Origin of the sequence: Streptomyces sp. NPDC051172, assembly GCF_040682555.1 — a bacterium.
In the GTDB taxonomy this organism is placed as follows: Bacteria; Actinomycetota; Actinomycetes; order Streptomycetales; family Streptomycetaceae; genus Streptomyces.
In genome coordinates this window covers 20230-43133 of record NZ_JBFBBE010000079.1, presented here as the reverse complement: position 1 = coordinate 43133, position 22904 = coordinate 20230, and the positions used below count along the sequence as shown (strand labels likewise).

The window sequence follows — 22904 nt, the reverse complement described above, 5'->3', positions numbered from 1 at the left end:
ATTCTGGACAATCACAAGCACAGCCAGGACCCCAGCGTCCACCCGCGGCTGGCCGGCCCCGTGGCGGGGGCCCCCCCCGCGCGGGCGCCGCACAGCCCCCCGCCGCGCAGGCGCCCGCCCCCGTCGCCACCCCCATGACCAGCGGCCCCGGCGGCGGCCAGCACTCCTGGGCGCAGCAGGTCCACCGGCTCGCGGGCGCCGACGAGGACCAGCCCGTGGCCCCCTGGAAGCCGCCGGTCGAGGACATCTTCCAGGCGGCCGCCAGGCGCCAGGCGGCGGCCCGCCCCGCAGGCCTCGGCAAGCGGCTGGCCGCCCGGCTGCTGGACACCGTCGTCCTCGCGGGCGTCACGGCCGTGGCCGCCGTACCGCTCGGCGCCAAGGCGGTCGACCACGTCAACCAGAAGATCGACGAGGCCAGGCTCTCCGGCCAGACCGTGACCGTCTGGCTGCTGGACGGCACGACCTCGGTGTACCTGGGCATCATCCTGGCCGTCCTGCTCGGCTTCGGCGTCCTCTACGAGGTGCTGCCCACCGCCAAGTGGGGCCGCACCCTCGGCAAGAAACTGCTGGGCCTTGAGGTGCGGGACATCGAGGCGCACGAGCCGCCGACCTTCGGCGGGGCGCTGCGCCGCTGGCTCGTGTACAGCGTGCCCGGCCTGCTCGGCATCGGGGTCGTGGGCGTCCTGTGGTGCCTGTTCGACCGTCCGTGGCACCAGTGCTGGCACGACAAGGCCGCGGGTACGTTCGTCGCGGGCTGAGCGCATACGACGTATGCACCGGCCGATTCGGTACTCCGGACGGCCGTCCGCCGGATGCGGAGCCGGGTGGTTCGCGGTCCACTCGGGCCATGAGCAGCGAACCGCCCCCCGGATCCGGCGGACCGCCGGAGGACGACCCGTTCAGGAAGCCACCGTACGACGCCCCCGGCGGCGGCGGGCAACCCCCGCCGTACGCCGGACAGCCCCCGCCGTACGGAGGTGACGCCCACGGCGGCGGCCAGTACCCCACCGACCCCCTCGCCGGTATGCCCCCGCTCGCCGACAGCGGCAGGCGCACGCTCGCCCGGATCATCGACCTGATCCTCGTGGGCATCGTCGTCTGGCTGCTCACCTGGGCGTTCAACGTCCACGAGTACGACGTGAACGGCAACAACCTCTCCTACACCAAGTCCTTCGCGCAGTCGGTGATCGCCGCCGTGCTCTACATCGGCTACGACACGTATCTGATCAGCAGGACGGGACAGACGCTCGGCAAGAAGTGGCTGGGCATGCGCGTCGCCGACCTCGACAACGGCTCCACGCCCTCCGTGCAGACCTCCCTGACCCGCGCGGCGGTCCTGTGGATCCCGTTCGCTTTCTGCTGCGCCTGCATCTGGACCGCCATCTCGGGCGGCTGGAGCTACTTCGACCGCCCCTACAAACAGGGCCTGCACGACAAGGCCGCGAAGACGGTCGTGGTCAGCACAAGTTGAGCAGGCCGGCCCCTCCGAAGCGGCCTGCGGTGCGGGAGCGCCCAAAAGGTGCGCGGGCCGTATCAATAGGCGGCTCCGCCGCGTGGGAGCGACCGGCCACGATGGCGCCGCAGTCGACCGACGGCCGTATCGCGTTCAGGAAGCGGCGCGCTCCCGTACCGGCTCGGAAGCCGCTGCCGCGACCGGCACGGGCGCCTCCTCCGCAACCGCCGGAGGCTGCTGCACCGCAACGACCCTCGGCTTCGGCAGCGGAACCGTCATGGCGACCAGAAGCCCGAGGGCGAGTGCCGCGAAGGCGATGACCGCGATCCCGACGCCCGAACTCGTCTGCGACAGCAGCAGCATGGCGAGCGTCGAGAAGATCACGGTGCACGAACCGTAGACGAGCTGGGCGGGCGTCGGACGAGGCATGGCAATCGTGTCCTCGGAAGTGGGGGTACACGGGGGAGTCGGCCTGGTTTTCTGCCGATTTCCGGGCAGTCCGCCAACCGACTCTAATCGCGTGCATGCCCGAGTGGAACGAACGGTAAGCGTGACCTAACCGACAGGGCCGGTGCACAGGGGGCGCACGGAGTCATGGCGTCCATCAAGTGGACGTTCGAACGCGCCGGTCAGGGTGTCCGTAAAGCGGACCCCAACTCCGCATAGTGCAATTGTTGTGTCCAAGTCAAGGTCTGTTTTTTCTTACCGACCTCTAGTCAAATTGCGTCACTTGACTTGCCACCTTGACCAAGAGGAACTCAAGTGACTCCAAAACCCTGGACGTTCAGAGCAACCGCGGTCGGCGTCGCGCTCGCGGCGGCCACCGCCACGTTCTCGACGTTCGCCGTGGCCCAGGCCGCCGACCCTGCCGGCGCGACGCCCGCCCGTGACCGTCATGACCCGGCGGCGGTCAAGAGCCTGGAGCAGGACGACCTCGACGGTCCGCTCTCCAAGACCCGGGATGCCCAGCGCCAGGAGGCCCTGAACCAGGTCATATCCGGCCGGGCCCAGGTCAGGGACCGGGACGGTTCACAGGTCGTCCAGCTGAAGGGCAGGAAGGGCGACAGCAAGTACGTGGAGCTGGGCCGGGAGAAGACCGACAAGATCTTCACGATCCTGGTCGAGTTCGGCGACAAGATCGACAGCACCTACGGCGGCACGGCGGGCCCCGCGCACAACCGGATAGCCCAGCCCGACCGGGCGAAGGACAACTCGACCGCCTGGCAGGCGGACTACAACCGGCAGCACTTCCAGGACCTCTACTTCGGTACCGGCACCGACTCCATGAAGTCCTTCTACGAGAAGCAGTCCTCGGGTCGCTACTCGGTGGACGGCGAGGTCGCCGACTGGGTCAAGGTCCCCTACAACGAGGCCCGTTACGGCAACAACGCCTGCGGCTCCACCAACTGCCCCAGCGTGTGGAACGTCGTCAGCGACGGCGTCACCGCGTGGGTCGCCCAGCAGAAGGCGGCAGGCAAGTCCGACGCCGACATCAAGGCGGACCTGGCGAAGTTCGACCAGTGGGACCGCTACGACTACGACGGCGACGGCAACTTCAACGAGCCCGACGGCTACATCGACCACTTCCAGATCGTGCACGCCGGCGAGGACGAGTCCGCGGGCGGCGGCGTCCAGGGCAAGGACGCGATCTGGGCACACCGCTGGTACGCCTTCGGCTCCGACACGGGTGTCACCGGCCCCACGGGCAACAAGCTGGGCGGCGCGCAGATCGGCGACACCGGCATCTGGGTCGGCGACTACACCATCCAGCCGGAGAACGGCGGACTCGGCGTCTTCGCCCACGAGTACGGCCACGACCTGGGCCTGCCGGACCACTACGACACCACCAACGCCGGGGAGAACTCGACCGGTTTCTGGACCCTGATGTCCAACGGGTCCTGGCTCGGCCGCGGCGAGGACGCCATCGGTGACCTGCCGGGCAACTTCAACGCCTGGGACAAGCTGCAGCTGGGCTGGCTGAACTACGACACGGCGAAGGCCGCGACGAAGTCGAAGCACAAGCTGGGCGTCGCCGAGTACAACACCAAGAACAAGCAGGCGCTGGTGGTCTCGCTGCCCGACAAGGCGGTCACCACCGACGTGGTCACCCCGGCGCAGGGCGCGTCCCAGTGGTGGAGCGGCAGCGGCAACGACCTCAGGAACACACTGACCCGGTCGGTCGACCTCACCGGCAGGTCCAAGGCCGCCCTCACCCTCGACGGCTACTACGACATCGAGGCGAACTACGACTACCTCTACACCGAGGTGTCGACCGACGAAGGCGCCAACTGGACCCCGCTCGACGGCACGGTGGACGGCCAGGCGATCCCGCGTGACGGCAGCGGCAAGCCGGCGCTGACGGGCACGGTCGACGGCTACAAGAAGCTGTCCTACTCACTGGACGCCTACGCGGGCAAGAAGATCGGCCTGCGCTTCCGCTACCAGACCGACGGCGGTGTGGCGCAGAAGGGCTTCGCGGCCGACGAGATCACGGTGACCGCTGGGGGTACCCCCTCTGGGGGAGGCACGGCGCTGTTCAGCGACAACGCCGAGAGCGCGGACCCGGGTTGGACCGCCACCGGTTTCTCCCGCATCGGTGCGTCCTTCACCAAGGACTACAAGCAGTACTACATCGCGGAGAACCGCCAGTACGTGTCGTACGACAGGACCCTGAAGGTCGGCCCGTACAACTTCGGCTTCTCGGCGAGCCGTCCGGACTGGGTGGAGCACTACCCCTACCAGAACGGCCTGTTGATCTGGAAGTGGGACACCTCGCAGCAGGACAACAACACCAGCCAGCACCCCGGTGTCGGCCTGGTCCTGCCCGTCGACTCGCACCCGACGGCGCTGAAGTGGTCCGACGGCACGCTGATGCGCAGCCGTATCCAGTCCTACGACTCTCCGTTCAGCCTTTACCGCACGGACGGCATCACGCTGCACAACGCGGACGTCGTAACGACGCTCCCGTCGTCGAAGGGCGTGCCGGTCTTCGACGATCATGCGAGCACGTACTACGACGACGCGACCCCCTTCGCCGGTGTCAAGATCACTGACACCAACACCAAGATCAGGATCGTCAAGGAGGCCAAGGATGGCTCGACGATCAAGGTCGAGGTCGGCCCTGCGGTGAAGTAGTCGGTATTTCTGCAGGTCAGAGGCGTATCGGCGGTGACCCCCTGGCGGGTCGCCGCCGATCGTGTTTAGGTGCGTCCTGTGCTTCCCTTATTGACACCGGTAACGACATCGACTCGCACGGGGGTGTGACTGCATGGCCGCAGGAGGTTTCTGCAAGCTGCCGACAGGCAGCGTGGTGGTGGCGCTGAACCTGCCCAGCCCCACCGCCGACGGCACGGGCTGCATACGCTTCCTCGTCCACGCCCAGAACCGGGCGCGCGCCCTGACCAGGCTGCGCAACCTGGGCATGCGGGCGGTGTACCTGCGCGGCAACGCCGCCCCGCCGACCCCGGACGAGATCACCGCGGTCCTGCACCACCCCGACGGCCTCATATGGCGCACGGCACCTGACAACGGTGTCGTAGTCGGCCCGCAGGAGCTGTGGCACCCCGTCAGGGCATTGCTGAGGCAGCGCATCGAAGGGGCGCGGGGAACGGCGCGACCAGCCACATTGGACCTGTAAACGCCGGACAGCCCATCGTGGCACCCCAGAGCGCAAACGCTCAGGCAACCACAGGCTTCCCGGACAACTCCACACCCGCCGAGCGCAGCTCTTCGAGGGCCCGCTCGGTGGTGTCCTCGGCCACCCCGGCGGTCAGGTCGAGCAGCACCTGGGTGCGAAACCCCTCCCTCACGGCGTCCAGCGCGGTAGCGCGCACGCAGTGGTCGGTGGCGATCCCGACGACGTCGACCTCGCCGACCTCCCGGGCGCGCAGCCAGTCGGCGAGCTTCACGCCGTGCTCGTCGTCCCCCTCGAATCCGCTGTACGCCGCCGCGTACGCCCCCTTGTCGAAGACGGCGTCGATCGCCCCGGAGGCGACGGCGGGCGCGAAGTTCGGGTGGAAGCCGACACCCTCGGTGCCCGCGACGCAGTGCGCGGGCCAGGAGTGCCGGAAGTCGGGGTTGTCGGCGAAGTGGCCGCCGGGTGCGATGTGGTGGTCGCGGGTGGCCACCACGTGCTGGTAGCCGGAGCCGCCCGCCTGCCCGATCAGCTCGGTGATGGCGGCGGCAACATCGGCACCCCCGGCCACGGCGAGGCTGCCCCCCTCGCAGAAGTCGTTCTGGACGTCAACGACGATCAAGGCGCGGCGCATGGTGGTTGTCCTTCTCGACGATGGGGTCGGGGGAGGGGTGCGGGCCCGGCCATTGAACCTCCGAGCGTATTGAGTTCCCGCCCGGTAGGGGAGGGGGCGTCACGGGGCGTATCCGGCGGCACCAGCTTTAGCTACCCGAGCGCCCGTGCACGTACTCCGTCGGAATGACCGGTTCGCCGCGCGAGAGCTGGGTCGCGGACAGCGGCAGATTGGCGCGCGCGGCCGTGTGCCGGTCGCGTACGACGTCCAGCGGCTCGCGCGCCACCACGTCACCGCCCTTGACCAGTTCGACCAGCAGCTGCAGGTCCGCCAGCTCGGCCGGGACGATGCCGGTGCCCACGACCTCGGCCTCCGCGACGCCGTCCGCGTCGAGGCGCCGCGCGGCCCACTTGCGGCCGCCGACGGACGTCTTGCCGCCGCTGGACTTCTTCGCCACCGGCACCAGTGGCGCCTTCGGGTCGGCGGACTCGGCGCGGGCGACCAGCTTGTACACCATCGAGCAGGTCGGGTGCCCGGACCCGGTGACCAGCTGCGTTCCGACGCCGTACGCGTCCACGGGCGCCGCGGCCAGCGAGGCGATGGCGTACTCGTCGAGGTCCGAGGTCACGATGATCTTCGTGGCCGTCGCACCCAGCTCGTCCAGCTGCTGTCGCACCCGGTGCGCGACCAGCAGCAGGTCGCCGGAGTCGATGCGCACGGCACCCAGCTCGGGCCCGGCGATCTCGACGGCCGTGCGGACCGCCTCGGCGACGTCGTAGGTGTCCACGAGCAGGGTGGTGTTCCGGCCCAGCGAGTTCACCTGGGCCTGGAAGGCGTCCCGCTCGCGGTCGTGCAGGAGGGTGAAGGCGTGCGCGGAGGTGCCGACGGTCGGGATGTTGTAGCGGAAGCCGGCCGCGAGGTCCGAGGTGGACGCGAAGCCGCCCACGTACGCGGCGCGGGAGGCGGCGACGGCGGCGAGCTCGTGCGTACGCCGGGCGCCCATCTCGATCAGCGGGCGGTGCCCGGCGGCCGAGGACATCCGGGAGGCGGCCGCGGCGATCGCGGAGTCGTGGTTGAGGATGGAGAGGATCACCGTCTCCAGCAGCACGCACTCGGCGAACGACCCCTCGACCCGCATGATCGGCGAGCCCGGGAAGTACACCTCGCCCTCCGGATAGCCCCACACGTCACCGGAGAAGCGGTAGGAGGCGAGCCACTCGAGGGTCGCCTCGTCGACGATGTTCCGCTCGCGCAGGAAGCCCAGGACGCCCGCGTCGAAACGGAAGTTCTCCACGGCGTCCAGGACCCGCCCGGTGCCGGCCACCACTCCGTAGCGCCGCCCTTCCGGCAGCCGCCGGGTGAAGACCTCGAAGACGCTTCGCCGTTCGGCCGTACCGGCCTTGAGGGCGGCCTGCAGCATCGTGAGCTCGTACTGGTCCGTGAAGAGCGCCGTCGAGGGAACGTCCACCGGCAGCCCAAGGTCCGCTACGTCCACCACAGCTCTCCTAGCTATGACTCTTCGGGTGCCCCCAGGTCGGCCGGGGGTTCGGGGGTTGTCCCCCGATGTGTGCAGCATGGCAAGGGATGCTACACCCCTTTACGTCAGTGTGACGATTTGTGGGGCCCGTGGCAGCATGGGCTGTGTGACGTCACCCGCTCCCCTTGAGATCGAACGCACCGAATCCGCGGAAGAGGTCTTCGCCGTACCCGAGCCGGACGTCCCCTGGGTCACGATCGTCCACAACGACCCGGTCAACCTCATGAGCTATGTGACGTACGTCTTCCAGACGTACTTCGGCTACACCAAGGACAAGGCCACCAAGCTCATGCTCGATGTCCACCACAAGGGCCGGGCGGTCGTCTCCAGCGGCACTCGCGAGGAGATGGAACGCGACGTGCAGGCCATGCACGGCTACGGACTGTGGGCCACCCTCCAGCAGGACCGGAAGTAGCGACTCAACCTGATGCCAGGAACCTTCGAACCGCTCCCCGGCGGCGGCGCGGCCGTCGCGCTCGACGACGTCGAGATCTCCATCATCCGGTCACTGGCCGTCCAGCTCCTGGAGCTCGTCGGACCCGGGCCCGGCGAGGACGCCCCCGACGACCCGCTGGCCGAGCTCTTCGCCGAGGGCCCCAGCGAGCCCCCGAAGGACCCCGTGCTCAGGCGGCTCTTCCCGGACGCCTACAGCGACCCGGAGGGCACCCCCGGGCCCAAGGAGGCGGAGGAGCAGCGGGCGTACTCCGCCGAGTTCCGCCGCTACACGGAGAACGACCTGCGCGCCGGCAAGCGCGAGAGCGCCCTCGCCGTGATCCGCTCCCTGGACGCGCTCACACCGGCCGGTGACGGCGGGGCGATCCTCAAGCTGTCCGTCGAGGAGTCCCGGCAGTGGCTCGGCGCCCTCAACGACCTGCGCCTGGCGATCGGCTCCCGCCTGGAGATCACCGACGAGGACGACACCGACCTCCTCTACCGCCTCCCGGACGAGGACCCGCGCAAGCCGATGGTGATGGCGTATCTGTGGCTGGGCGGTCTCCAGGAGACGCTCGTCTCGACCCTTATGCCCTGATCCGAGGCGTTCGGCGTTCGCTCAGAGGACGCTCAAATCCGGATAACGATGAGGTCACCGGGGCCGCCTTCTATGCGCCCGTGAGGTGGCCTTTGTCCGGTTCTCCCTGTGATGTGCGCCACATCTCGCCCGGATGATCAAGATTGCGGCCGTGATAAATCTTCACGACCGCCCGGCGAACACCACCCATGTTCGGCCGGGTGCGCCACCGAGCCGGTAACCGCCGGCCAGGCATCGCTCCATCTATCCGGGGGGATCGAGAGCCGATCCGGGGCCGACGAGAGGCCCGGGGTCGGAATGGAGAAAGGCGCACCACCACATGACCTCCGCTCAGGTCGGTACGGACAACGCCCCCGAGGGGGCCGAAGAGGGGTACGAGCGCGGACTCGGCAGCCGTCAGGTCCAGATGATCGCGATCGGCGGCGCCATCGGCGTCGGCCTCTTCCTGGGTGCCGGGGCGAACATCGCCAAGGCCGGCCCCAGCCTCATCTTCATGTACGCCCTCGCGGGCGTGATCATCTTCTTCATCATGCGGGCACTCGGCGAGCTGCTCCTCTACCGCCCGGTCTCGGGCTCCTTCGCGGAGTACTCCCGCGAGTTCCTCGGCCCGTTCTTCGGTTACTTCACCGCCTGGACGTACTGGCTGATGTGGGTCGTGACCGGCATGGCCGAGCTGACGGCCGCCGCGATCTACGTCCACTACTGGTTCCCGCACATCCCGCAATGGACGACCGCCCTGGTCTTCCTGGTGATCCTCTTCGGGGTCAACCTGATCTCCGTGAAGCTCTTCGGCGAGCTGGAGTTCTGGTTCTCGATGGTCAAGGTCACCGCGCTGATCGGCATGATCGTGATCGGCCTCGGCGTCCTCACCTTCGGCTTCAGCGCCGCCGGTGACACCGCGTCGGTCGCCAACCTCTGGCAGTTCGACGGCTTCTTCCCCAAGGGCGTCGGCTCGTCCCTGATGACCCTGCAGGGCGTCATGTTCGCCTACCTCGCCGTCGAACTGGTCGGCGTCACGGCCGGCGAGTCCGAGAACCCGGAGAAGACCCTCCCCAAGGCGATCAACACCCTGCCCTGGCGCATCGCGCTGTTCTACGTCGGCGCGCTCACCGTCATCCTCTGCGTCGTCAAGTGGACCGAGTTCGCTGCGGGTGTCAGCCCCTTCGTGAAGGCGTTCGCGCTGATCGGCATCCCGGCCGGCGCCGGCATCGTCAACTTCGTCGTCCTGACCGCGGCCCTGTCCTCCTGCAACTCGGGCATGTACTCCACGGGCCGCATGCTGCGCACGCTGGCGGACAACGGCGAGGCCCCGCGCGCCTTCTCCCGGCTGTCGGCCTCCAAGACGCCGGCCCTCGGCATCACGGTCTCCGTCGCCTTCATGGGCATCGGCGTGGTCCTCAACTACATCGTCCCGGAGAAGGCGTTCGGCTACGTCACCTCGGTGGCCACCGCGGCCGGCATCTGGACCTGGCTGATGATCCTGATCAGCCATGTCCTCTACCGCCGCGCCGTCGTCGCGGGCCGGCTGCCCGCCTCGTCCTTCCCGGCGCCGGGCGGCGCGGTGTGCTCGTACATCGCGATCGTGTTCCTGCTCTTCGTCACCGGTCTGATCGCCTACGACGCCGACTCCCGCGTCTGCCTCTACGTGATGGCCGGCTGGGCGGTCGTCCTCGGCATCGGCTGGGCGATCCTCAAGGCGAGCAACCCCGAGGTCACCCGGCGGCGCGAGCCGGAGCTGGAGAAGGTCGGCTGACCCCGTCCCCTGTTCGGCATCCGGGCCGTTCCGTACCAGCCATCGGTACGGAACGGCCCTCTGCTTATCCTGGCGAGCATGCTGACCATCACCCAGGCCCTCGTCGACCAGATCGTCGCGCACGCGCGCAAGGACCACCCCGACGAGGCGTGCGGCGTCGTCGCGGGCCCGGTCGGTTCGGACCGCCCCGAGCGGTTCATCCCGATGCTGAACGCGGCCATGTCGCCCACGTTCTACGAGTTCGACTCCGGCGACCTGCTCAAGCTCTACCGCGAGATGGACGACCGCGACGAGGAGCCGGTGGTCATCTACCACTCCCACACCGCGACCGAGGCCTACCCGTCACGCACCGACATCTCCTACGCCAACGAGCCCGGCGCGCACTACGTCCTGGTCTCCACCGCGGACACCGACGGCCTCGGCGACTTCCAGTTCCGCTCGTACCGGATCGTCGAGGGCGAGGTCACGGAGGAGGAGGTCACGGTCGTCGAGGCCTACTGATCTCGCGCTTCGGTCAGAATTCGTCCGGTATTCGAGATCACATTCCGGGACCGGCTCCGGGAATCGATACGATGACCCCATGGTTTTCCACGACGTGAGCGACAAGACGCCGGGCATGCTGCTCGTGGCGCGGCTGCACGTCGACCTGTGCAGGCTGCAGAGCGCCATCTGTACGCGCTGATTCCTGCCGCCGTACGGCCGTGAGCCGCGGCGCCTTGTGCACCACAAGCTCCAGCGCTGCCGCGCGCCCACCGACTGACTACTCCCGACAGGAGCCCTGAGCCATGGCCATCGAGGTCCGCATCCCCACCATCCTTCGCACCTACACCGCCGGCGAGAAGGCCGTGGAGGGCAACGGGGACACCCTCGCCGAGCTCTTCGCCGACCTCGAGACCCGGCATGCGGGCATCCAGGCCCGCATCGTGGACAACGGCGAGCTGCGCCGCTTCGTCAACGTCTATCTGAACGACGAGGACGTCCGCTTCCTCGAGGGCATCAACACCAAGGTCGCCGACGGCGACAACGTCACGATCCTGCCGGCCGTGGCCGGCGGTATGGCCTGATCCGCATGCGCTACGACTCCCCGCTGGCCGCGGTGGGCAACACCCCTCTGGTGCGCCTGCCGCGGTTGTCGCCGTCCGAGGACGTCCGCATCTGGGCCAAGCTGGAGGACCGCAACCCCACCGGCTCGGTCAAGGACCGCCCGGCCCTGCACATGATCGAACAGGCGGAGAAGGACGGCCGCCTCACCCCGGGCTGCACGATCCTGGAGCCGACGAGCGGCAACACCGGCATCTCGCTCGCCATGGCCGCGAAGCTCAAGGGCTACCGCATGGTGTGCGTGATGCCCGAGAACACCTCGCAGGAGCGCCGCGACCTGCTCGGCATGTGGGGCGCGGAGATCATCTTCTCCCCGGCGGCGGGCGGCTCCAACACCGCGGTCCGGGTGGCCAAGGAACTCTCGGCCGAGCATCCGGACTGGGTGATGCTCTACCAGTACGGCAACCCGGACAACGCGGGCGCGCACTACGCGACGACCGGCCCCGAGATCCTCGCCGACCTCCCCTCGGTCACCCACTTCGTGGCGGGCCTCGGGACGACGGGGACGCTGATGGGCGTCGGCCGCTTCCTGCGCGAGAACAAGCCGGACGTCAAGATCGTCGCCGCGGAACCGCGCTACGACGACCTGGTGTACGGGCTCAGGAACCTCGACGAGGGCTTCGTGCCGGAGCTCTACGACGCCTCCGTGCTGACGACCCGCTTCTCCGTCGGCTCGGCGGACGCCGTCACCCGCACCCGTGAACTCCTGCAGCAGGAGGGCATCTTCGCGGGCGTGTCCACCGGCGCGGCCCTGCACGCGGCGATCGGCGTCGGCCACAAGGCCCTCAAGGCCGGCGAGAGCGCGGACATCGTGTTCGTCGTGGCCGACGGCGGCTGGAAGTACCTCTCGACGGGCGTCTACACGGCGGCCACGACGGAGGAAGCCATCGAGACGCTGCAAGGACAGCTCTGGGCCTAGTCCTTGGTGAGCCTTCCTTGGTGAGCCTGCCCGAAGGGCTCATGTCGCAAGGTGACGGACCTGGTCCCACAGGACCGGGTCCACCACACCCACCCTCCGGCGGAACTCCCACACCGGAACCTCGCGCAGCTCGTCCGTCTCCAGGAAGCTCGCGCGCCCCTGCGCATCGCCGACGGCCCCCGGGGGCAAGGGGATCACCCCGGCCCGCTCGTCGTGGTACTTGCTGGTGATCTTCGCGACGACCGCCCGCTCCCCGTGCACCACCAGCACCAGACAGGGCCGGTCCTTGTTGCCCGGCTTGTCCTCGTAGGGAACGTTCGCCCACCAGATCTCCGCGGGCTTGGGCCGCCCGCCACCCCGCACACCCGGCCGGCCCGGCGGCCGCGTCCGACGCCCCGTGGGACGCCGCCCCCGTCCCCAGCCGTCGACGAGCGTGGCGACCAGCGCGAGCAGTATCACCGCCGCGAGCGCGAGCCACCATGACGTGTCCATACGAAGACGTTACCGGCGCACGATCGGTGCCGCGCGCCCTCTGCGCAACCCGTGCTCGCCCTCTCGCGCCTCACCCGCCCCGCTTCCAGCCGAACCGGTGACACCACAGGTGAGTTCGCCCACAACAGCCCTTGCTTGAGGAGCGACCGGACGTTTTGCGCCTTACGCTCGACGGACCGCACGACCCCCGTTCTCCTTCCCGGAAAAGTTCCCGCCAGCGGAGGTTTCTGCTTCATGAAGCTCACCGTCGTCGGTTGCTCGGGGTCGTTCCCGTCCGCGGAATCGGCCTGCTCGAGCTACCTCGTAGAGGCCGACGGCTTCCGGCTGCTTCTCGACATGGGCAACGGTGCCCTTGGCGAGCTGCAGCGCCACTGCGGTCTCTACGACCTCGACGCGATCTTCCTCAGCCATCTGCACGCCGACCACTGCATCGACATGTGCGCCTACTTCGTGGCGCGCTACTACCGGCACGACGGCGGCCGCTGCGACCCCATCCCGGTCTACGGACCCGAGGGCACCGAGCACCGGCTCACCACCGCCTACGCCGACACCCCCACCGCCTCCTCCATGAGCGAGGTCTTCGACTTCCACACGGTCAAGCCGTCCACGTTCGAGATCGGCCCGTTCACGGTGCACACGGAACGCGTGGCCCATCCCGTGGAGGCGTACGGCATCCGCGTCGAGCACGGCGGGAAGTCCCTGACGTACTCCGGCGACACGGGCACGACCTCCGTCCTGGACGAACTCGCCCGCGACACCGACCTGTTCCTGTGCGAGGCCGCCTTCACGCACGGCAAGGAGAGCATCCCGGACCTGCACCTCAACGGCCGCGAGGCGGGCGAGACGGCGGCGCGGGCGGGCGCCCGGCGCCTGGTCCTCACCCACATCCCGCCGTGGACCGATCCGCAGATCAACCTGGCGGACGCCCAGGCGGTCTTCGACGGCCCGGTGGCCCTGGCGGCGCCGAGGCAGACGTACGAGATCTAGAGCTACGAGATCCAGAGCGGCGAACATGCGGAAGGCTCCCGGAACCAAGGGTTCCGGGAGCCTTCGTGCACGGTGGCGTGAGGCTACTTGGCCTCCGCCTTCTGCAGTTCCGCCAGTTCCTCGTCGGACTCGCGGCCCGGCGTCGGCAGGTTGAACCTGATGATCGCGAAGCGGAAGATCACGTAGTAGAGGACACCGAAGCACAGGCCCACCAGGATCAGACCCAGCGGGTTGGTCGCGATGCCCCAGTTCAGGCCGAAGTCCACCACGCCCGCCGAGAAGCCGAAGCCGTCCTTCATGCCGAGCGCCCAGGTCAGCGCCAACGACACACCGGTGAGGACCGCGTGGATGGCGTACAGGACCGGCGCGATGAACATGAACGTGAACTCGATCGGCTCGGTCACACCCGTCACGAACGACGTCAGCGCGATCGAGAACATCATGCCGCCGACCACCTGGCGGCGCTCCGGACGGGCGCAGTGCACGATCGCGAGACAGGCCGCCGGCAGACCGAACATCATGATCGGGAAGAAGCCGGTCATGAACTGGCCCGCGTGCGGGTCGCCCGCCAGGAAGCGCGCGATGTCACCGCTCTTGCCGTGGTAGTCACCCGCCTGGAACCACGGGAAGGAGTTCAGCAGGTGGTGCATGCCGATCGGGATCAGCGCACGGTTGGCCACACCGAAGATGCCCGCGCCGACCGCGCCCGACTTGACCAGCCACTCACCGAAGCTGTGCAGACCCGTGCCGAGGACCGGCCAGATGTACCCGAACACGATGCCGATGACCAGGCCCGCGAAGGCCGACAGGATCGGCACCAGACGCCGGCCGCCGAAGAAGCCCGCCCAGTCCGGCAGCTTGGTGCGGTAGAAGCGCTGGTAGAGCAGCGCGACCACGAGACCCATCACCACACCGCCGAGCACCTTGGCGTCGACCGGCGCGTTCACCATGACGACCTTGCCGTCGACGGCCGTCGCCACCTTCGGCAGGTTCTTGTCCGTGAACGTGGCCAGCACGTTCTTGAAGACCAGGTAGCCGACGACCGCGGCGAGCGCCGTCGAGCCGTCCGACTTCTTGGCGAAGCCGATCGCGATGCCCACGGCGAACAGCAGCGCCATGTTGTCGAGGATCGCGTTGCCGCCCGCCGCCATGAACCCCGCGATCTTCGTGAGGAAGGTGGGGAAGGACGGGCGTCCCAGCATGTCCGTGTTGCCCAGCCGCACCAGCAGAGCGGCGGCGGGCAGGACGGCCACCGGCAGCATCAGGCTGCGCCCGATACGCTGCAGCACAGCCATCGCGCCGGGGCCCTTCTTCTTCTCGGCCGCGGGAGCGGCGCTGGCCGTGGTCACAACTTCCTCCAGGGGGCAGAGCGCCGCCCGGGGACAGGGAAGAGGACGGCGGCGTCGCTGGTCCGAACCATTGTGGAACACTCAGTGGTTTAGACCTGTGGTGTAGACCTGTTGTAGCACGGTGAAGGCTAGATAAGGAACCCACTGTTTTCTGGCGGCCTGTCAGGCCTCGGCGGCGAAGTGCGGCCCCAGGTTGGCGACCACCTCCCGGGTGGTGTAGACCAGCTACGGGCGACAGCAACTGCGCGTGAGGAGACTGACATGGCCAGCAAGGCTGAGAAGATCGTTGCCGGGCTCGGCGGCATCGACAACATCGAGGAGATCGAGGGCTGCATCACTCGGCTGCGCACCGAGGTCAGCGACGCCTCGCTGGTCGACGAGACCGCCCTGAAGGCCGCCGGCGCCCATGGCGTCGTCAAGATGGGCACCGCGATCCAGGTCGTCATCGGCACCGACGCCGACCCCATCGCCGCGGAGATCGAAGACATGATGTGACCAGACGTGAGATGAGCCACGGCCGCCCCGGCCGGCACTCACTCGTTGGGGCCCCTTCCCACCGCGGGAGGGGCCCTTTCCGCTTGTACGGCTAGGCTCGTCGCCATGTCTCGAATCGACGGCCGCACCCCCGAACAACTCCGCCCGATCACCATCGAACGCGGCTGGAGCAAGCACGCCGAGGGCTCCGTCCTCATCGCCTTCGGCGACACCAAGGTCTTCTGCACCGCCTCCGTCACCGAAGGCGTCCCCCGCTGGCGCAAGGGCAGCGGCGAGGGCTGGGTCACCGCCGAGTACTCCATGCTGCCCCGCGCCACCAACACCCGCGGCGACCGCGAGTCCGTACGCGGCAAGATCGGCGGCCGCACCCACGAGATCAGCCGCCTCATCGGCCGCTCCCTGCGCGCCGTCATCGACTACAAGGCCCTCGGCGAGAACACCATCGTCCTCGACTGCGACGTCCTCCAGGCCGACGGCGGCACGCGTACGGCGGCGATCACCGGCGCATACGTGGCCCTGGCCGACGCCGTCGCCTGGGCCCAGGGCAAGAAACTGATCAAAGCCGGCCGCCAGCCGCTCACCGGCACCGTCTCGGCCGTCTCGGTCGGCATCGTCGGCGGCATCCCCCTGCTCGACCTCTGCTACGAGGAGGACGTGCGGGCCGACACCGACATGAACGTCGTCTGCACCGGCGACGGCCGCTTCGTCGAGGTCCAGGGCACCGCGGAGGCCGAACCGTTCGCCCGCGAGGAGCTCAACTCCCTTCTGGACCTGGCGGTTTCCGGCTGCTCGGAACTCGCTGTCCTGCAGCGCAAGGCACTTGATACCGTCCTCGAAAAGTAAAGGACGCACCAAGCGGAACGGCGGCCCCGGGCAACCCCGACGCCCGCCCCGGCGTCCCTACGAATGCGGGCGCACGGCACACCACCGTGCGCCCGACCAGTACGGGGGGCCCACGGGCCTGGACAACGGAGGGACCACAGTCATGGCCGCGAGCCGAGGCCGCCGCATCACCGTCACCGTCGCAGCACTGGCAGCCACCGTGCTGACCGCGGGCCTCACCACCGGCTGCGGCGCCGTCGACAAGGCCATGGACTGCGTCCAGACCGCAGACACCATCGCGGACAGCGTCACCAACCTCCAGCAGGCCGTGGAAAACGCCTCGAACGACCCGACCAGGCTCGACGAGTCGCTCGCCTCCATCGACAAGAACCTCGACGAGATCGGCGACAAGACCGACAACGCCGACGTCAACAAAGCGGTCGACGACCTGAACAAGGCCGTGAGCAACGTCCGTACGGCGATCAAGAACGGCGACAGGACCCCGGACGTCAGCCCCGTCACGGACGCGGCCGGCGAACTCACGAAGGTCTGCACCTCCTCGTAAGGACCCCTACGGGCCGCGCCGTACTGTTGCCCCATGACGACGCGCTTGATCCTCGCCACCCGCAACGCCGGAAAGATCACCGAGCTCAGGGCGATCCTCGCCGAAGCAGGACTCGCTCATGAGCTGGTCGGGGCGGAGGCCTACCCCGAAGTGCCCGACGTCAAGGAAACAGGCGTGACGTTCGCCGAGAACGCCCTGCTCAAGGCCCACGCCCTGGCACAGGCGACGGGCCTGCCCGCCGTGGCCGACGACTCGGGCCTCTGCGTCGACGTCCTGCACGGCGCCCCGGGCATCTTCTCCGCCCGCTGGGCGGGGCGGCATGGCGACGACAAGGCCAACCTTGAGCTGCTGCTGGCCCAGCTCGGCGACATCGCGGATGAGCACCGGGGTGCCCACTTCGCGTGCGCGGCCGCGCTGGCGTTGCCCGACGGGCGGGAGCGGGTGGTCGAGGGGCAACTGCGGGGTGTGCTGCGTCACACGCCGGTGGGCACGAACGGCTTCGGCTACGACCCGATCCTGCAGCCGGAGGGGGAATCGCGGACGTGCGCGGAGCTGAGCCCCGAGGAGAAGAACGCGATCAGCCATCGGGGGAAGGCGTTCAGGGCGTTGGTGCCGGTGGTGCGGGAGCTGTTGGGCTGACACCGGTGAAGGTCCACCTGTATTCAGGTGGACCTTCGAATCAAAGGTGTGCGGCCGGAGGGACTCGAACCCTCAAGGGATTTCTCCCACAACATCCTAAGTGTTGCGCGTAGGCCAATTCCGCCACGGCCGCCTGCGCGCTCATGCTACCCGGCGAGGCGGCTTCGTAGTCGAGGGCCTACGCGGCTCTACGGCCCCCTCGGCACCACGTGCTGGTGATCGAGTGGCAGTTGGGGCACAGCAGCCGCAGGTTCTCCCGCCGGTCGTCGCTCCAGTCCCCGTTGATGTGATCGACCTCCAGTGTCATGGGCTTGCCGAGCCACTCGGGGTCTGTTCCGCACTCGGCGCACTCCTCGGGGACGCCTACCTCCAAGAGTGCCCGGCGGAGCAGATGAGTCCTGGTCCGGCGCTGGCCGTCATGCTGGACAAGGATGTCCTCGGCGCGCCTGAGCGGTGTGGTGCCTGACCCGCCGCGTTGATGGGCCTGCCCAAGGAAATGGGAGGTGTCGAGACCGTCCTCCATCACCCAGCACCGGAGCTGAGCGCGCAACCTGCTGTTGTAGGGCTCCATCCCCAGGGCGCGCAGCGTATCGGCGATGGAGGTTGCTCCTGCGACCGCTCGGCGCAACTCGTCCGCAGCTGGTCTGGCGGGCACTCCGCTCGCTCGCCTCTGGCGGGGCATGTGCGAGACGTCGATTCCGAAGTGGTCGAAACGTCGGAAGAGATGACGGCGCAGTTGGCCGTATGGTCGGGTGCCGAAGAAGGCGATGACCTCGTCGATGTCCGAACACTGGGCGGCGGCTTCGGCCAGCCGTTCCCGGGTGTACTGCACGCCGTCGCTCATGAAGTCCTGCCTTTGCCGCGACCACGGTAACTGTCCCTTGTCGAGTGGCAGTTGGGGCACAGGAACCGCAGGTTCTCGATGCGGTTGTCACGCCAGTTGCCGTCGATGTGGTCGACCTCCAGCGGGAGCGGATGCCCTCGCCAGACCGCTTCGGTCCCGCACAGAGCGCACTGCTCCTGCATTCCCATGGCCTTCATCGCCCACTTGAGCCGGTCGCTCGGGATGCGCCGAGCCTGGCCGACGGGCTGCTCGACGAGTAGTCCCTCAGGTGTCCGGGGGCGCCACGGTTTGCCGCGTCGGGTCGGCACCTGAAAGTGCGAGGTGTTGATCCCGTATGCCTGGATCTGTCGGCTGATGTGTGTGTGGTGCCCGCCCACGACCTCCAGCCCGAGATGCCGTAGGACGTCGCACATGTTCGTCGACGCCGAGACCGCCGCCTGCAGGATCTCTCTGGTCCACTTGACGCCCTCGCGCTCAAAGTGCGCCGTGTCCACCCCCAGCTTCTTCATCCGCCCCAAGACATACCGCCGCGTAGAACTCCCCGGATCCACCCCCAACCTCTCGCATGCCTCCGACAACGTCCGCGCCCCCCGAGCCGCCTCCTCCAGCCGCTCCTTGGTGTACGCACTGGCCCCCATCGAGTCCCCTCCGTTCCGGCCGCACGTTCGCAGCCTCGCACGGAGTAGCGAACCGCTAATCGGACAGTCACGCCCGAAACGTAAAGCGGCCCGCACCAGGGCATCCCGGTGCGGGCCGCTCAGGCAGCGGAAGCGGATCCTCAGATCCCCAGATCCTTGATGATCTTCGCCACGTGCCCCGTCGCGCGGACGTTGTACAGCGCCCGCTCGACCTTGCCCTCCTCGTCCACGATCACCGTGGAGCGGATGACGCCCATGTACGTCTTGCCGTAGTTCTTCTTCTCGCCGTACGCGCCGTAGGCCTCGGTGACCGTCTTCTCCGGGTCGGCCGCCAGTGTGATCTTCAGGGACTCCTTCTCGCGGAACTTCGCCAGCTTCTCCGGCTTGTCCGGGGAGATGCCGATGACGTCGTAACCGGCACCGGCCAGGAGTTCCAGGTTGTCGGTGAAGTCGCAGGCCTGCTTGGTGCAGCCGGGCGTCAGGGCCGCGGGGTAGAAGTAGACGATGACCTTGCGGCCCTTGTGGGCCGAGAGGGACACGTCGTTGCCGTCGGCGTCGGGGAGGGTGAAGTCGGGGGCCACGTCCCCCGGCTGGAGTCGCTCGCTCATCGAACCAGCGTAACCGGGGGTCCTGACAGTGCAGGGGTGGGCGGAACTGACAGACTGTCCAGAACAAGTAGCAGCAGGCAGGCACCAGGCGACTTCGGAGGCCCCACGGTGGCGGACACGTCGGACACCAGAACCCCGGCGCAGATCGAGGCGGACATCAGGCGCCGCCGCGAAGTGCTGGCCGAGACGCTCGACGAGATCGGGGTGCGGGTGCATCCGAAGACGATCGTCGGCGACGCCAAGGCCAAGGTCGTGTCGAACATCGACCAGACCCTCGGGCGGGCCTACGTCGAGGTCAACAAGGTCGTGAGCGATGTGAAGGCGCAGTTCGTGGACGAGGAGGGCGCGCCCCGGCTCGAGCGGATCGTGCCGGTCGCGGTCGTCGCCGTAGGACTGGTCGGGCTGCTGGCGCTCGGGACCCGGCGGCGCAGGGGCTGAGCAAGCGCCGACCCGGCGGCGTACGGACGTGGCGAAGGCAGGTAGGTTCAAGACGTGAGCGCCAAGAGAAACGAGCACAGCACCCAGCACGACAAGCTGCCCATCCGGATGCTGCACGACCGAGTCCTCGTGCGGCAGGAGACCGGTGAGGGTGAGCGTCGCTCGGGCGGGGGCATCCTGATCCCCGCCACGGCGGCGGTCGGGCGTCGGCTGGCCTGGGCCGAGGTCGTAGCGGTGGGCCAGAACGTACGGACCGTGGAGCCGGGCGACCGGGTCCTTTACGACCCGGAGGACCGTGCCGAGGTGGAGGTCCGGGGCGTCGCCTATGTGCTCATGCGTGAGCGTGACCTGCATGCCGTGGCCGCGGACCGGTTCGAGGGGTCCGAGGACACCACGGGCCTGTATCTGTAGGACCCGGTACCCGCAGGACAGCGACGAAGAGGGCTGGTGACCATCGTCACCAGCCCTCTTCGTCGTGTCAGGTCGGTGGGCCGCCGGTGCCCGCCGACGTACCCACGTCCGTGCCGGCCGTCGTGCCGCCGTCGATCGTGCCCCCGGTGTCCGTGCCCGCCGTGGTCCCGCCGTCCGTCGTGCCGCCGGTGGTGTTGCCGCCCGTCGTGGTGTTTCCGCCGTCCGTCGTGCCGCCGGTGGTGTTGCCGCCCGTGGTGCCGCCGGTGGTGTTGCCGCCGGTGGTGTTGGTCCCGCCGTTCGTCGTGCCGCCGTTGTTCTGGCCCTGGGTCTGGCCCTGGTTGCTCTGGCCGTTGGTGGTGGGCGTGGGGCCGGTGGTGCCGCCCGTGCCCGGCTGCTGCGGGGGCTCGCTGGTGGCGGGCGGCTGGGTCTCTTCGGCGCCGGCCTGGAGCTGGAGGTCGAAGTCCGTCGCCGGCTTCCCCTTCAGGGCGTCCTTCGTGTACTGCGCCCAGATGTCACCGGGCGGGCCGCCGCCGTTGACGCGGGGCAGGCCCAGGGCGCCGTACAGCGACTTGTGGGCGGCCGTGACCGGGTCCTGGCCCATGACGGAGACGACGGTCGCGAGATCGGGTGTGTAGCCGGCGAACCAGGCTGCCGTGTCCTCCTCCGCGGTGCCGGTCTTGGCGGCGGCGGGGCGGCCCGCGTCCTGGGCCGCGGTCGCGGTGCCGTTGTCGACGACGCTCTGCAGGATGGACGTGGTGGTGTCGGCGGCCTCGCGGCTGACGGCCTTCGTGGTGGTGTCCTTCGGCATCTCCACGACGTCCTTGCCGTCCTTGGTGATCGAGTCGATCATCGTGAACGCGCTGTGCTCGCCGTGGTTGGCGAGCGTCGCATAGGCCTCGGCCATGTCGAGGACGCTGGCGGTGTTCACGCCGAGCGCGATGGAGGGCGTCGCGGTCAGGTCAGGGGTGTCGGACGGGATGCCGAGTGCGACCGCCGTGTCCTTCACCTTGTCGGGGCCCACGTCCACGGCCATCTGCGCGTACACCGAGTTGACGGACTTGTCGGTGGCGGTGCGCACGGTGATGTCGCCGTACGAGCGGTCGTCCTCGTTCGCGGGGGAGTAGCCGCCGCCGGACCAGCCCTGCACGGGGCGCTTGTTGGTGCCGTCGTAGTAGGTGTTCGGGGTGATGGTCTGGTTGTCCTGCGTCGTGGAGTGGTTCTGGACGGCCGAGGCGAAGACGAAGGGCTTGAAGGTGGAGCCGACCTGGAAGTCGCCGCGGGTCGCGCCGTTCGTGTACTGCTTGACGTAGTCGATGCCGCCGTACATCGCGACGACCTTGCCGGTCTTCGGGTCGACGGAGGCGCCGCCCGCGCGGACGTAGTTGTCGACCTTGTTGTTCTTCTTGTCGAGCTTGGAGATCACCTTGTCGTTGACGGCCTTCACGAAGGCGTCCTGCTTGCTCTTCTGCAGGGTGGTGGTGATGCGGTAGCCGCCGGCCTCCAGGTCGTCCGTGGTGACGATCTTGTTCTTGGTGAGGTAGTCCCTGATCGCGGTGACGATGTAGCCGCGCTGCCCGGACATGCCGGTGGAGACGGTCTGTTCCTTCGGCATCGGGAACTTGAGGCCGGACCGCTTGGCCTCGCTCAGCCAGCCCTTCTTGACCATGCCGTCCAGGACGTAGTTCCAGCGGGCGACGGCCGCCGCCTTGTTCTCGGGGTGCGCGATCACGTCGTACTCGCTGGGGGCGTTGACGAGCGCGGCGAGGTAGGCGGCGTGGGCCGGGTCGAGGTTGGTGGCGTTCTGGCCGTAGTAGGCCTGGGCGGCGGCCTGGATGCCGTAGGCGTTGCGGCCGAAGTAGCTGGTGTTGAGGTAGCCCTCGAGGATCTTGTCCTTGGGCTGCTCCCGGTCCAGCTTGATCGAGATGAAGAACTCCCTGGCCTTGCGGGTGAGGGTCTGCTCCTGCGCGAGGTAGTAGTTCTTCACGTACTGCTGGGTGATCGTCGAGCCGGACTGCTTGCCCTTGCCGGTGGCGGTGTTCCAGGCCGCGCGCAGCATCGCCTTGGGGTCGATGGCGGACTCGGAGTAGAAGTCGCGGTCCTCGGCGGCCAGGACGGCGTGCTGGGCGTCCGTGGAGACCTGGGCGAGCGTCACGTTCTCCCGGTTGATGTCGCCGTCCCGGGCGATCTGGGAGCCGTCGGCGTAGAGGTAGACGTTGGCCTGCTTGGTGGCGAGGGCGTTGGCCGGCGGGATCTGCACCATCGAGTAGCCGAGGAAGAACAGACCGATCAGCAGCAGTACGCCGACGACGAAGGTGCCGAGGACCATCCGCCAGGTCGGGATGAGCCGGCGCCAGCCGGTGCGCCGCGGCCGCTTCGGTTTCGCGCCGCCCGGCTCGGCAGCGCCTTGCGGCTCTCTCGGTGCCCAGCCCCGGTTCGGCTGCTGCGGCTGCGGCTGGTCGCTCATCTCGTGCACGGACTCCTGTTTCGCGTCGTACGTTCCCGTACGCCCTCGTACGCCATCTGCGCCCCCTCTTGAAGACTCTCGCACCATGCGTTCCGTTCCCGGATCACGGCAC

27 protein-coding genes and 1 tRNA gene are annotated in these 22904 nt (G+C 68.6%); 18 read left to right on the top strand and 10 right to left on the bottom strand.

Annotated features, from left to right (window positions below; genetic code table 11):
* A partial coding sequence (locus AB0N07_RS35055) for an RDD family protein (RefSeq protein WP_365842150.1) occupies positions 1-758 on the top strand: 758 nt, incomplete at its 5' end.
* Between the two features lie 89 nt (positions 759-847).
* Complete coding sequence (locus AB0N07_RS35050) at positions 848-1471, top strand: RDD family protein (protein WP_365842148.1); 624 nt, start codon at positions 848-850, stop codon at positions 1469-1471.
* Between the two features lie 135 nt (positions 1472-1606).
* On the opposite strand, the gene AB0N07_RS35045 is transcribed toward AB0N07_RS35050, so the two are convergent.
* Complete coding sequence (locus AB0N07_RS35045; RefSeq protein ID WP_365842146.1) at positions 1607-1882, bottom strand: hypothetical protein; 276 nt, start codon at positions 1880-1882, stop codon at positions 1607-1609.
* A gap of 333 nt (positions 1883-2215) precedes the next feature.
* Here AB0N07_RS35045 and AB0N07_RS35040 point away from each other — a divergent pair, with 333 nt between their 5' ends.
* Both AB0N07_RS35040 and AB0N07_RS35035 read left to right on the top strand, forming a co-directional pair.
* Positions 2216-4588 (top strand): immune inhibitor A domain-containing protein, encoded by a 2373-nt coding sequence (locus AB0N07_RS35040; RefSeq protein WP_365842144.1) that lies wholly within the window; start codon positions 2216-2218, stop codon positions 4586-4588.
* 133 nt (positions 4589-4721) lie between these two features.
* A complete protein-coding gene (locus AB0N07_RS35035) occupies positions 4722-5090 on the top strand; it encodes a hypothetical protein (protein ID WP_365842142.1) in 369 nt (122 codons plus the stop codon).
* Between the two features lie 40 nt (positions 5091-5130).
* On the opposite strand, the gene AB0N07_RS35030 is transcribed toward AB0N07_RS35035, so the two are convergent.
* On the bottom strand, positions 5131-5721 hold the full coding sequence (locus AB0N07_RS35030; RefSeq protein ID WP_365842140.1) for an isochorismatase family protein: 591 nt from the start codon (positions 5719-5721) through the stop codon (positions 5131-5133).
* Positions 5722-5848: 127 nt separating this feature from the next.
* The gene (locus AB0N07_RS35025; protein WP_365842138.1) at positions 5849-7195 is read right to left on the bottom strand and encodes a nicotinate phosphoribosyltransferase; all 1347 of its coding nucleotides are present in this window, start codon (positions 7193-7195) and stop codon (positions 5849-5851) included.
* A 139-nt stretch (positions 7196-7334) separates the two neighbouring features.
* Here AB0N07_RS35025 and clpS point away from each other — a divergent pair, with 139 nt between their 5' ends.
* The 7 genes from clpS to AB0N07_RS34990 all read left to right on the top strand — a co-directional run bounded on the left by clpS (position 7335) and on the right by AB0N07_RS34990 (position 12040).
* Positions 7335-7652, top strand: coding sequence for an ATP-dependent Clp protease adapter ClpS (clpS, locus tag AB0N07_RS35020; RefSeq protein ID WP_030943626.1), 318 nt, complete (start codon positions 7335-7337; stop codon positions 7650-7652).
* A 12-nt stretch (positions 7653-7664) separates the two neighbouring features.
* The gene (locus AB0N07_RS35015; protein WP_365842136.1) at positions 7665-8267 is read left to right on the top strand and encodes a DUF2017 domain-containing protein; all 603 of its coding nucleotides are present in this window, start codon (positions 7665-7667) and stop codon (positions 8265-8267) included.
* A gap of 319 nt (positions 8268-8586) precedes the next feature.
* Positions 8587-10020, top strand: coding sequence for an amino acid permease (locus tag AB0N07_RS35010; protein WP_365842134.1), 1434 nt, complete (start codon positions 8587-8589; stop codon positions 10018-10020).
* 78 nt (positions 10021-10098) lie between these two features.
* Positions 10099-10521 (top strand): M67 family metallopeptidase, encoded by a 423-nt coding sequence (locus AB0N07_RS35005; RefSeq protein WP_365842132.1) that lies wholly within the window; start codon positions 10099-10101, stop codon positions 10519-10521.
* A gap of 79 nt (positions 10522-10600) precedes the next feature.
* Entirely contained in the window at positions 10601-10702 is a 102-nt protein-coding gene (locus AB0N07_RS35000) for a putative leader peptide (RefSeq protein ID WP_311736770.1), read from the top strand.
* Between the two features lie 103 nt (positions 10703-10805).
* A complete protein-coding gene (locus AB0N07_RS34995; RefSeq protein ID WP_115907918.1) occupies positions 10806-11084 on the top strand; it encodes a MoaD/ThiS family protein in 279 nt (92 codons plus the stop codon).
* A gap of 5 nt (positions 11085-11089) precedes the next feature.
* Positions 11090-12040: a cysteine synthase gene (locus AB0N07_RS34990; RefSeq protein WP_365842129.1), complete on the top strand. Its 951-nt coding sequence runs from the start codon at positions 11090-11092 to the stop codon at positions 12038-12040.
* Between the two features lie 39 nt (positions 12041-12079).
* Here AB0N07_RS34990 and AB0N07_RS34985 read toward each other — a convergent pair whose 3' ends face one another.
* Entirely contained in the window at positions 12080-12532 is a 453-nt protein-coding gene (locus tag AB0N07_RS34985) for a type II toxin-antitoxin system PemK/MazF family toxin (RefSeq protein ID WP_365842127.1), read from the bottom strand.
* Positions 12533-12766: 234 nt separating this feature from the next.
* On the opposite strand from AB0N07_RS34985, the gene AB0N07_RS34980 reads away from it, so the two are divergent.
* The gene (locus tag AB0N07_RS34980) at positions 12767-13519 is read left to right on the top strand and encodes an MBL fold metallo-hydrolase (RefSeq protein WP_365842125.1); all 753 of its coding nucleotides are present in this window, start codon (positions 12767-12769) and stop codon (positions 13517-13519) included.
* 83 nt (positions 13520-13602) lie between these two features.
* On the opposite strand, the gene AB0N07_RS34975 is transcribed toward AB0N07_RS34980, so the two are convergent.
* Positions 13603-14868: a PTS transporter subunit EIIC gene (locus tag AB0N07_RS34975; RefSeq protein WP_365842123.1), complete on the bottom strand. Its 1266-nt coding sequence runs from the start codon at positions 14866-14868 to the stop codon at positions 13603-13605.
* 180 nt (positions 14869-15048) lie between these two features.
* Here AB0N07_RS34975 and AB0N07_RS34970 point away from each other — a divergent pair, with 180 nt between their 5' ends.
* The 4 genes from AB0N07_RS34970 (at position 15049) to rdgB (ending at position 17389) form a co-directional block, all read left to right on the top strand.
* Positions 15049-15363, top strand: a complete 315-nt coding sequence (locus tag AB0N07_RS34970) for a PTS glucose/sucrose transporter subunit IIB (RefSeq protein WP_365842121.1) — start codon at positions 15049-15051, stop codon at positions 15361-15363.
* A gap of 105 nt (positions 15364-15468) precedes the next feature.
* Positions 15469-16206: a ribonuclease PH gene (rph, locus tag AB0N07_RS34965; RefSeq protein WP_030943652.1), complete on the top strand. Its 738-nt coding sequence runs from the start codon at positions 15469-15471 to the stop codon at positions 16204-16206.
* A gap of 142 nt (positions 16207-16348) precedes the next feature.
* Positions 16349-16750 (top strand): hypothetical protein, encoded by a 402-nt coding sequence (locus AB0N07_RS34960; RefSeq protein ID WP_365842119.1) that lies wholly within the window; start codon positions 16349-16351, stop codon positions 16748-16750.
* 33 nt (positions 16751-16783) lie between these two features.
* Entirely contained in the window at positions 16784-17389 is a 606-nt protein-coding gene (gene rdgB / locus AB0N07_RS34955; protein WP_365842117.1) for an RdgB/HAM1 family non-canonical purine NTP pyrophosphatase, read from the top strand.
* Positions 17390-17438: 49 nt separating this feature from the next.
* Here the strand turns inward: rdgB and AB0N07_RS34950 are convergent.
* From AB0N07_RS34950 to bcp, 4 genes are all read right to left on the bottom strand, one after another.
* Positions 17439-17522: transfer RNA gene (locus tag AB0N07_RS34950), tRNA-Leu, on the bottom strand.
* A 45-nt stretch (positions 17523-17567) separates the two neighbouring features.
* Positions 17568-18233 carry an HNH endonuclease signature motif containing protein gene (locus tag AB0N07_RS34945; protein ID WP_365842115.1) on the bottom strand — a complete coding sequence of 222 codons (666 nt, stop codon included), beginning with the start codon at positions 18231-18233 and terminating at the stop codon, positions 17568-17570.
* On the bottom strand, positions 18230-18871 hold the full coding sequence (locus tag AB0N07_RS34940) for an HNH endonuclease signature motif containing protein (protein WP_365842112.1): 642 nt from the start codon (positions 18869-18871) through the stop codon (positions 18230-18232). The genes AB0N07_RS34945 and AB0N07_RS34940 overlap by 4 nt, the downstream gene beginning before the upstream one ends.
* Before the next feature lie 140 nt (positions 18872-19011).
* Positions 19012-19479, bottom strand: coding sequence for a thioredoxin-dependent thiol peroxidase (gene bcp, locus AB0N07_RS34935; RefSeq protein WP_115907926.1), 468 nt, complete (start codon positions 19477-19479; stop codon positions 19012-19014).
* A 108-nt stretch (positions 19480-19587) separates the two neighbouring features.
* Here bcp and AB0N07_RS34930 point away from each other — a divergent pair, with 108 nt between their 5' ends.
* On the top strand, positions 19588-19917 hold the full coding sequence (locus AB0N07_RS34930; RefSeq protein WP_365842110.1) for a DUF3618 domain-containing protein: 330 nt from the start codon (positions 19588-19590) through the stop codon (positions 19915-19917).
* 54 nt (positions 19918-19971) lie between these two features.
* Positions 19972-20328, top strand: a complete 357-nt coding sequence (locus AB0N07_RS34925) for a co-chaperone GroES (RefSeq protein WP_266955698.1) — start codon at positions 19972-19974, stop codon at positions 20326-20328.
* A gap of 67 nt (positions 20329-20395) precedes the next feature.
* Here AB0N07_RS34925 and AB0N07_RS34920 read toward each other — a convergent pair whose 3' ends face one another.
* The gene (locus AB0N07_RS34920; protein WP_365842107.1) at positions 20396-22792 is read right to left on the bottom strand and encodes a transglycosylase domain-containing protein; all 2397 of its coding nucleotides are present in this window, start codon (positions 22790-22792) and stop codon (positions 20396-20398) included.
* Between the last annotated feature and the right edge of the window lie 112 nt (positions 22793-22904).

Excerpts from the sequence above, each read along its gene's own strand:
- AB0N07_RS35005 (WP_365842132.1), top strand. The coding sequence starts at position 10,099 with ATGCTGACCATCACCCAGGCCCTCGTCGACCAGATCGTCGCGCACGCG.
- bcp (WP_115907926.1), bottom strand. The coding sequence starts at position 19,479 with ATGAGCGAGCGACTCCAGCCGGGGGACGTGGCCCCCGACTTCACCCTC.
- AB0N07_RS35015 (WP_365842136.1), top strand. The coding sequence starts at position 7,665 with ATGCCAGGAACCTTCGAACCGCTCCCCGGCGGCGGCGCGGCCGTCGCG.
- AB0N07_RS35050 (WP_365842148.1), top strand. The coding sequence starts at position 848 with ATGAGCAGCGAACCGCCCCCCGGATCCGGCGGACCGCCGGAGGACGAC.
- AB0N07_RS34995 (WP_115907918.1), top strand. The coding sequence starts at position 10,806 with ATGGCCATCGAGGTCCGCATCCCCACCATCCTTCGCACCTACACCGCC.
- AB0N07_RS35000 (WP_311736770.1), top strand. The coding sequence starts at position 10,601 with ATGGTTTTCCACGACGTGAGCGACAAGACGCCGGGCATGCTGCTCGTG.
- AB0N07_RS35045 (WP_365842146.1), bottom strand. The coding sequence starts at position 1,882 with ATGCCTCGTCCGACGCCCGCCCAGCTCGTCTACGGTTCGTGCACCGTG.
- AB0N07_RS34980 (WP_365842125.1), top strand. The coding sequence starts at position 12,767 with ATGAAGCTCACCGTCGTCGGTTGCTCGGGGTCGTTCCCGTCCGCGGAA.
- AB0N07_RS34985 (WP_365842127.1), bottom strand. The coding sequence starts at position 12,532 with ATGGACACGTCATGGTGGCTCGCGCTCGCGGCGGTGATACTGCTCGCG.
- AB0N07_RS34945 (WP_365842115.1), bottom strand. The coding sequence starts at position 18,233 with ATGAGCGACGGCGTGCAGTACACCCGGGAACGGCTGGCCGAAGCCGCC.
- AB0N07_RS34940 (WP_365842112.1), bottom strand. The coding sequence starts at position 18,871 with ATGGGGGCCAGTGCGTACACCAAGGAGCGGCTGGAGGAGGCGGCTCGG.
- AB0N07_RS34990 (WP_365842129.1), top strand. The coding sequence starts at position 11,090 with ATGCGCTACGACTCCCCGCTGGCCGCGGTGGGCAACACCCCTCTGGTG.
- clpS (WP_030943626.1), top strand. The coding sequence starts at position 7,335 with ATGGGCTGTGTGACGTCACCCGCTCCCCTTGAGATCGAACGCACCGAA.
- AB0N07_RS35035 (WP_365842142.1), top strand. The coding sequence starts at position 4,722 with ATGGCCGCAGGAGGTTTCTGCAAGCTGCCGACAGGCAGCGTGGTGGTG.
- rph (WP_030943652.1), top strand. The coding sequence starts at position 15,469 with ATGTCTCGAATCGACGGCCGCACCCCCGAACAACTCCGCCCGATCACC.
- AB0N07_RS35010 (WP_365842134.1), top strand. The coding sequence starts at position 8,587 with ATGACCTCCGCTCAGGTCGGTACGGACAACGCCCCCGAGGGGGCCGAA.
- AB0N07_RS34920 (WP_365842107.1), bottom strand. The coding sequence starts at position 22,792 with ATGAGCGACCAGCCGCAGCCGCAGCAGCCGAACCGGGGCTGGGCACCG.
- AB0N07_RS35030 (WP_365842140.1), bottom strand. The coding sequence starts at position 5,721 with ATGCGCCGCGCCTTGATCGTCGTTGACGTCCAGAACGACTTCTGCGAG.
- rdgB (WP_365842117.1), top strand. The coding sequence starts at position 16,784 with ATGACGACGCGCTTGATCCTCGCCACCCGCAACGCCGGAAAGATCACC.
- AB0N07_RS34960 (WP_365842119.1), top strand. The coding sequence starts at position 16,349 with ATGGCCGCGAGCCGAGGCCGCCGCATCACCGTCACCGTCGCAGCACTG.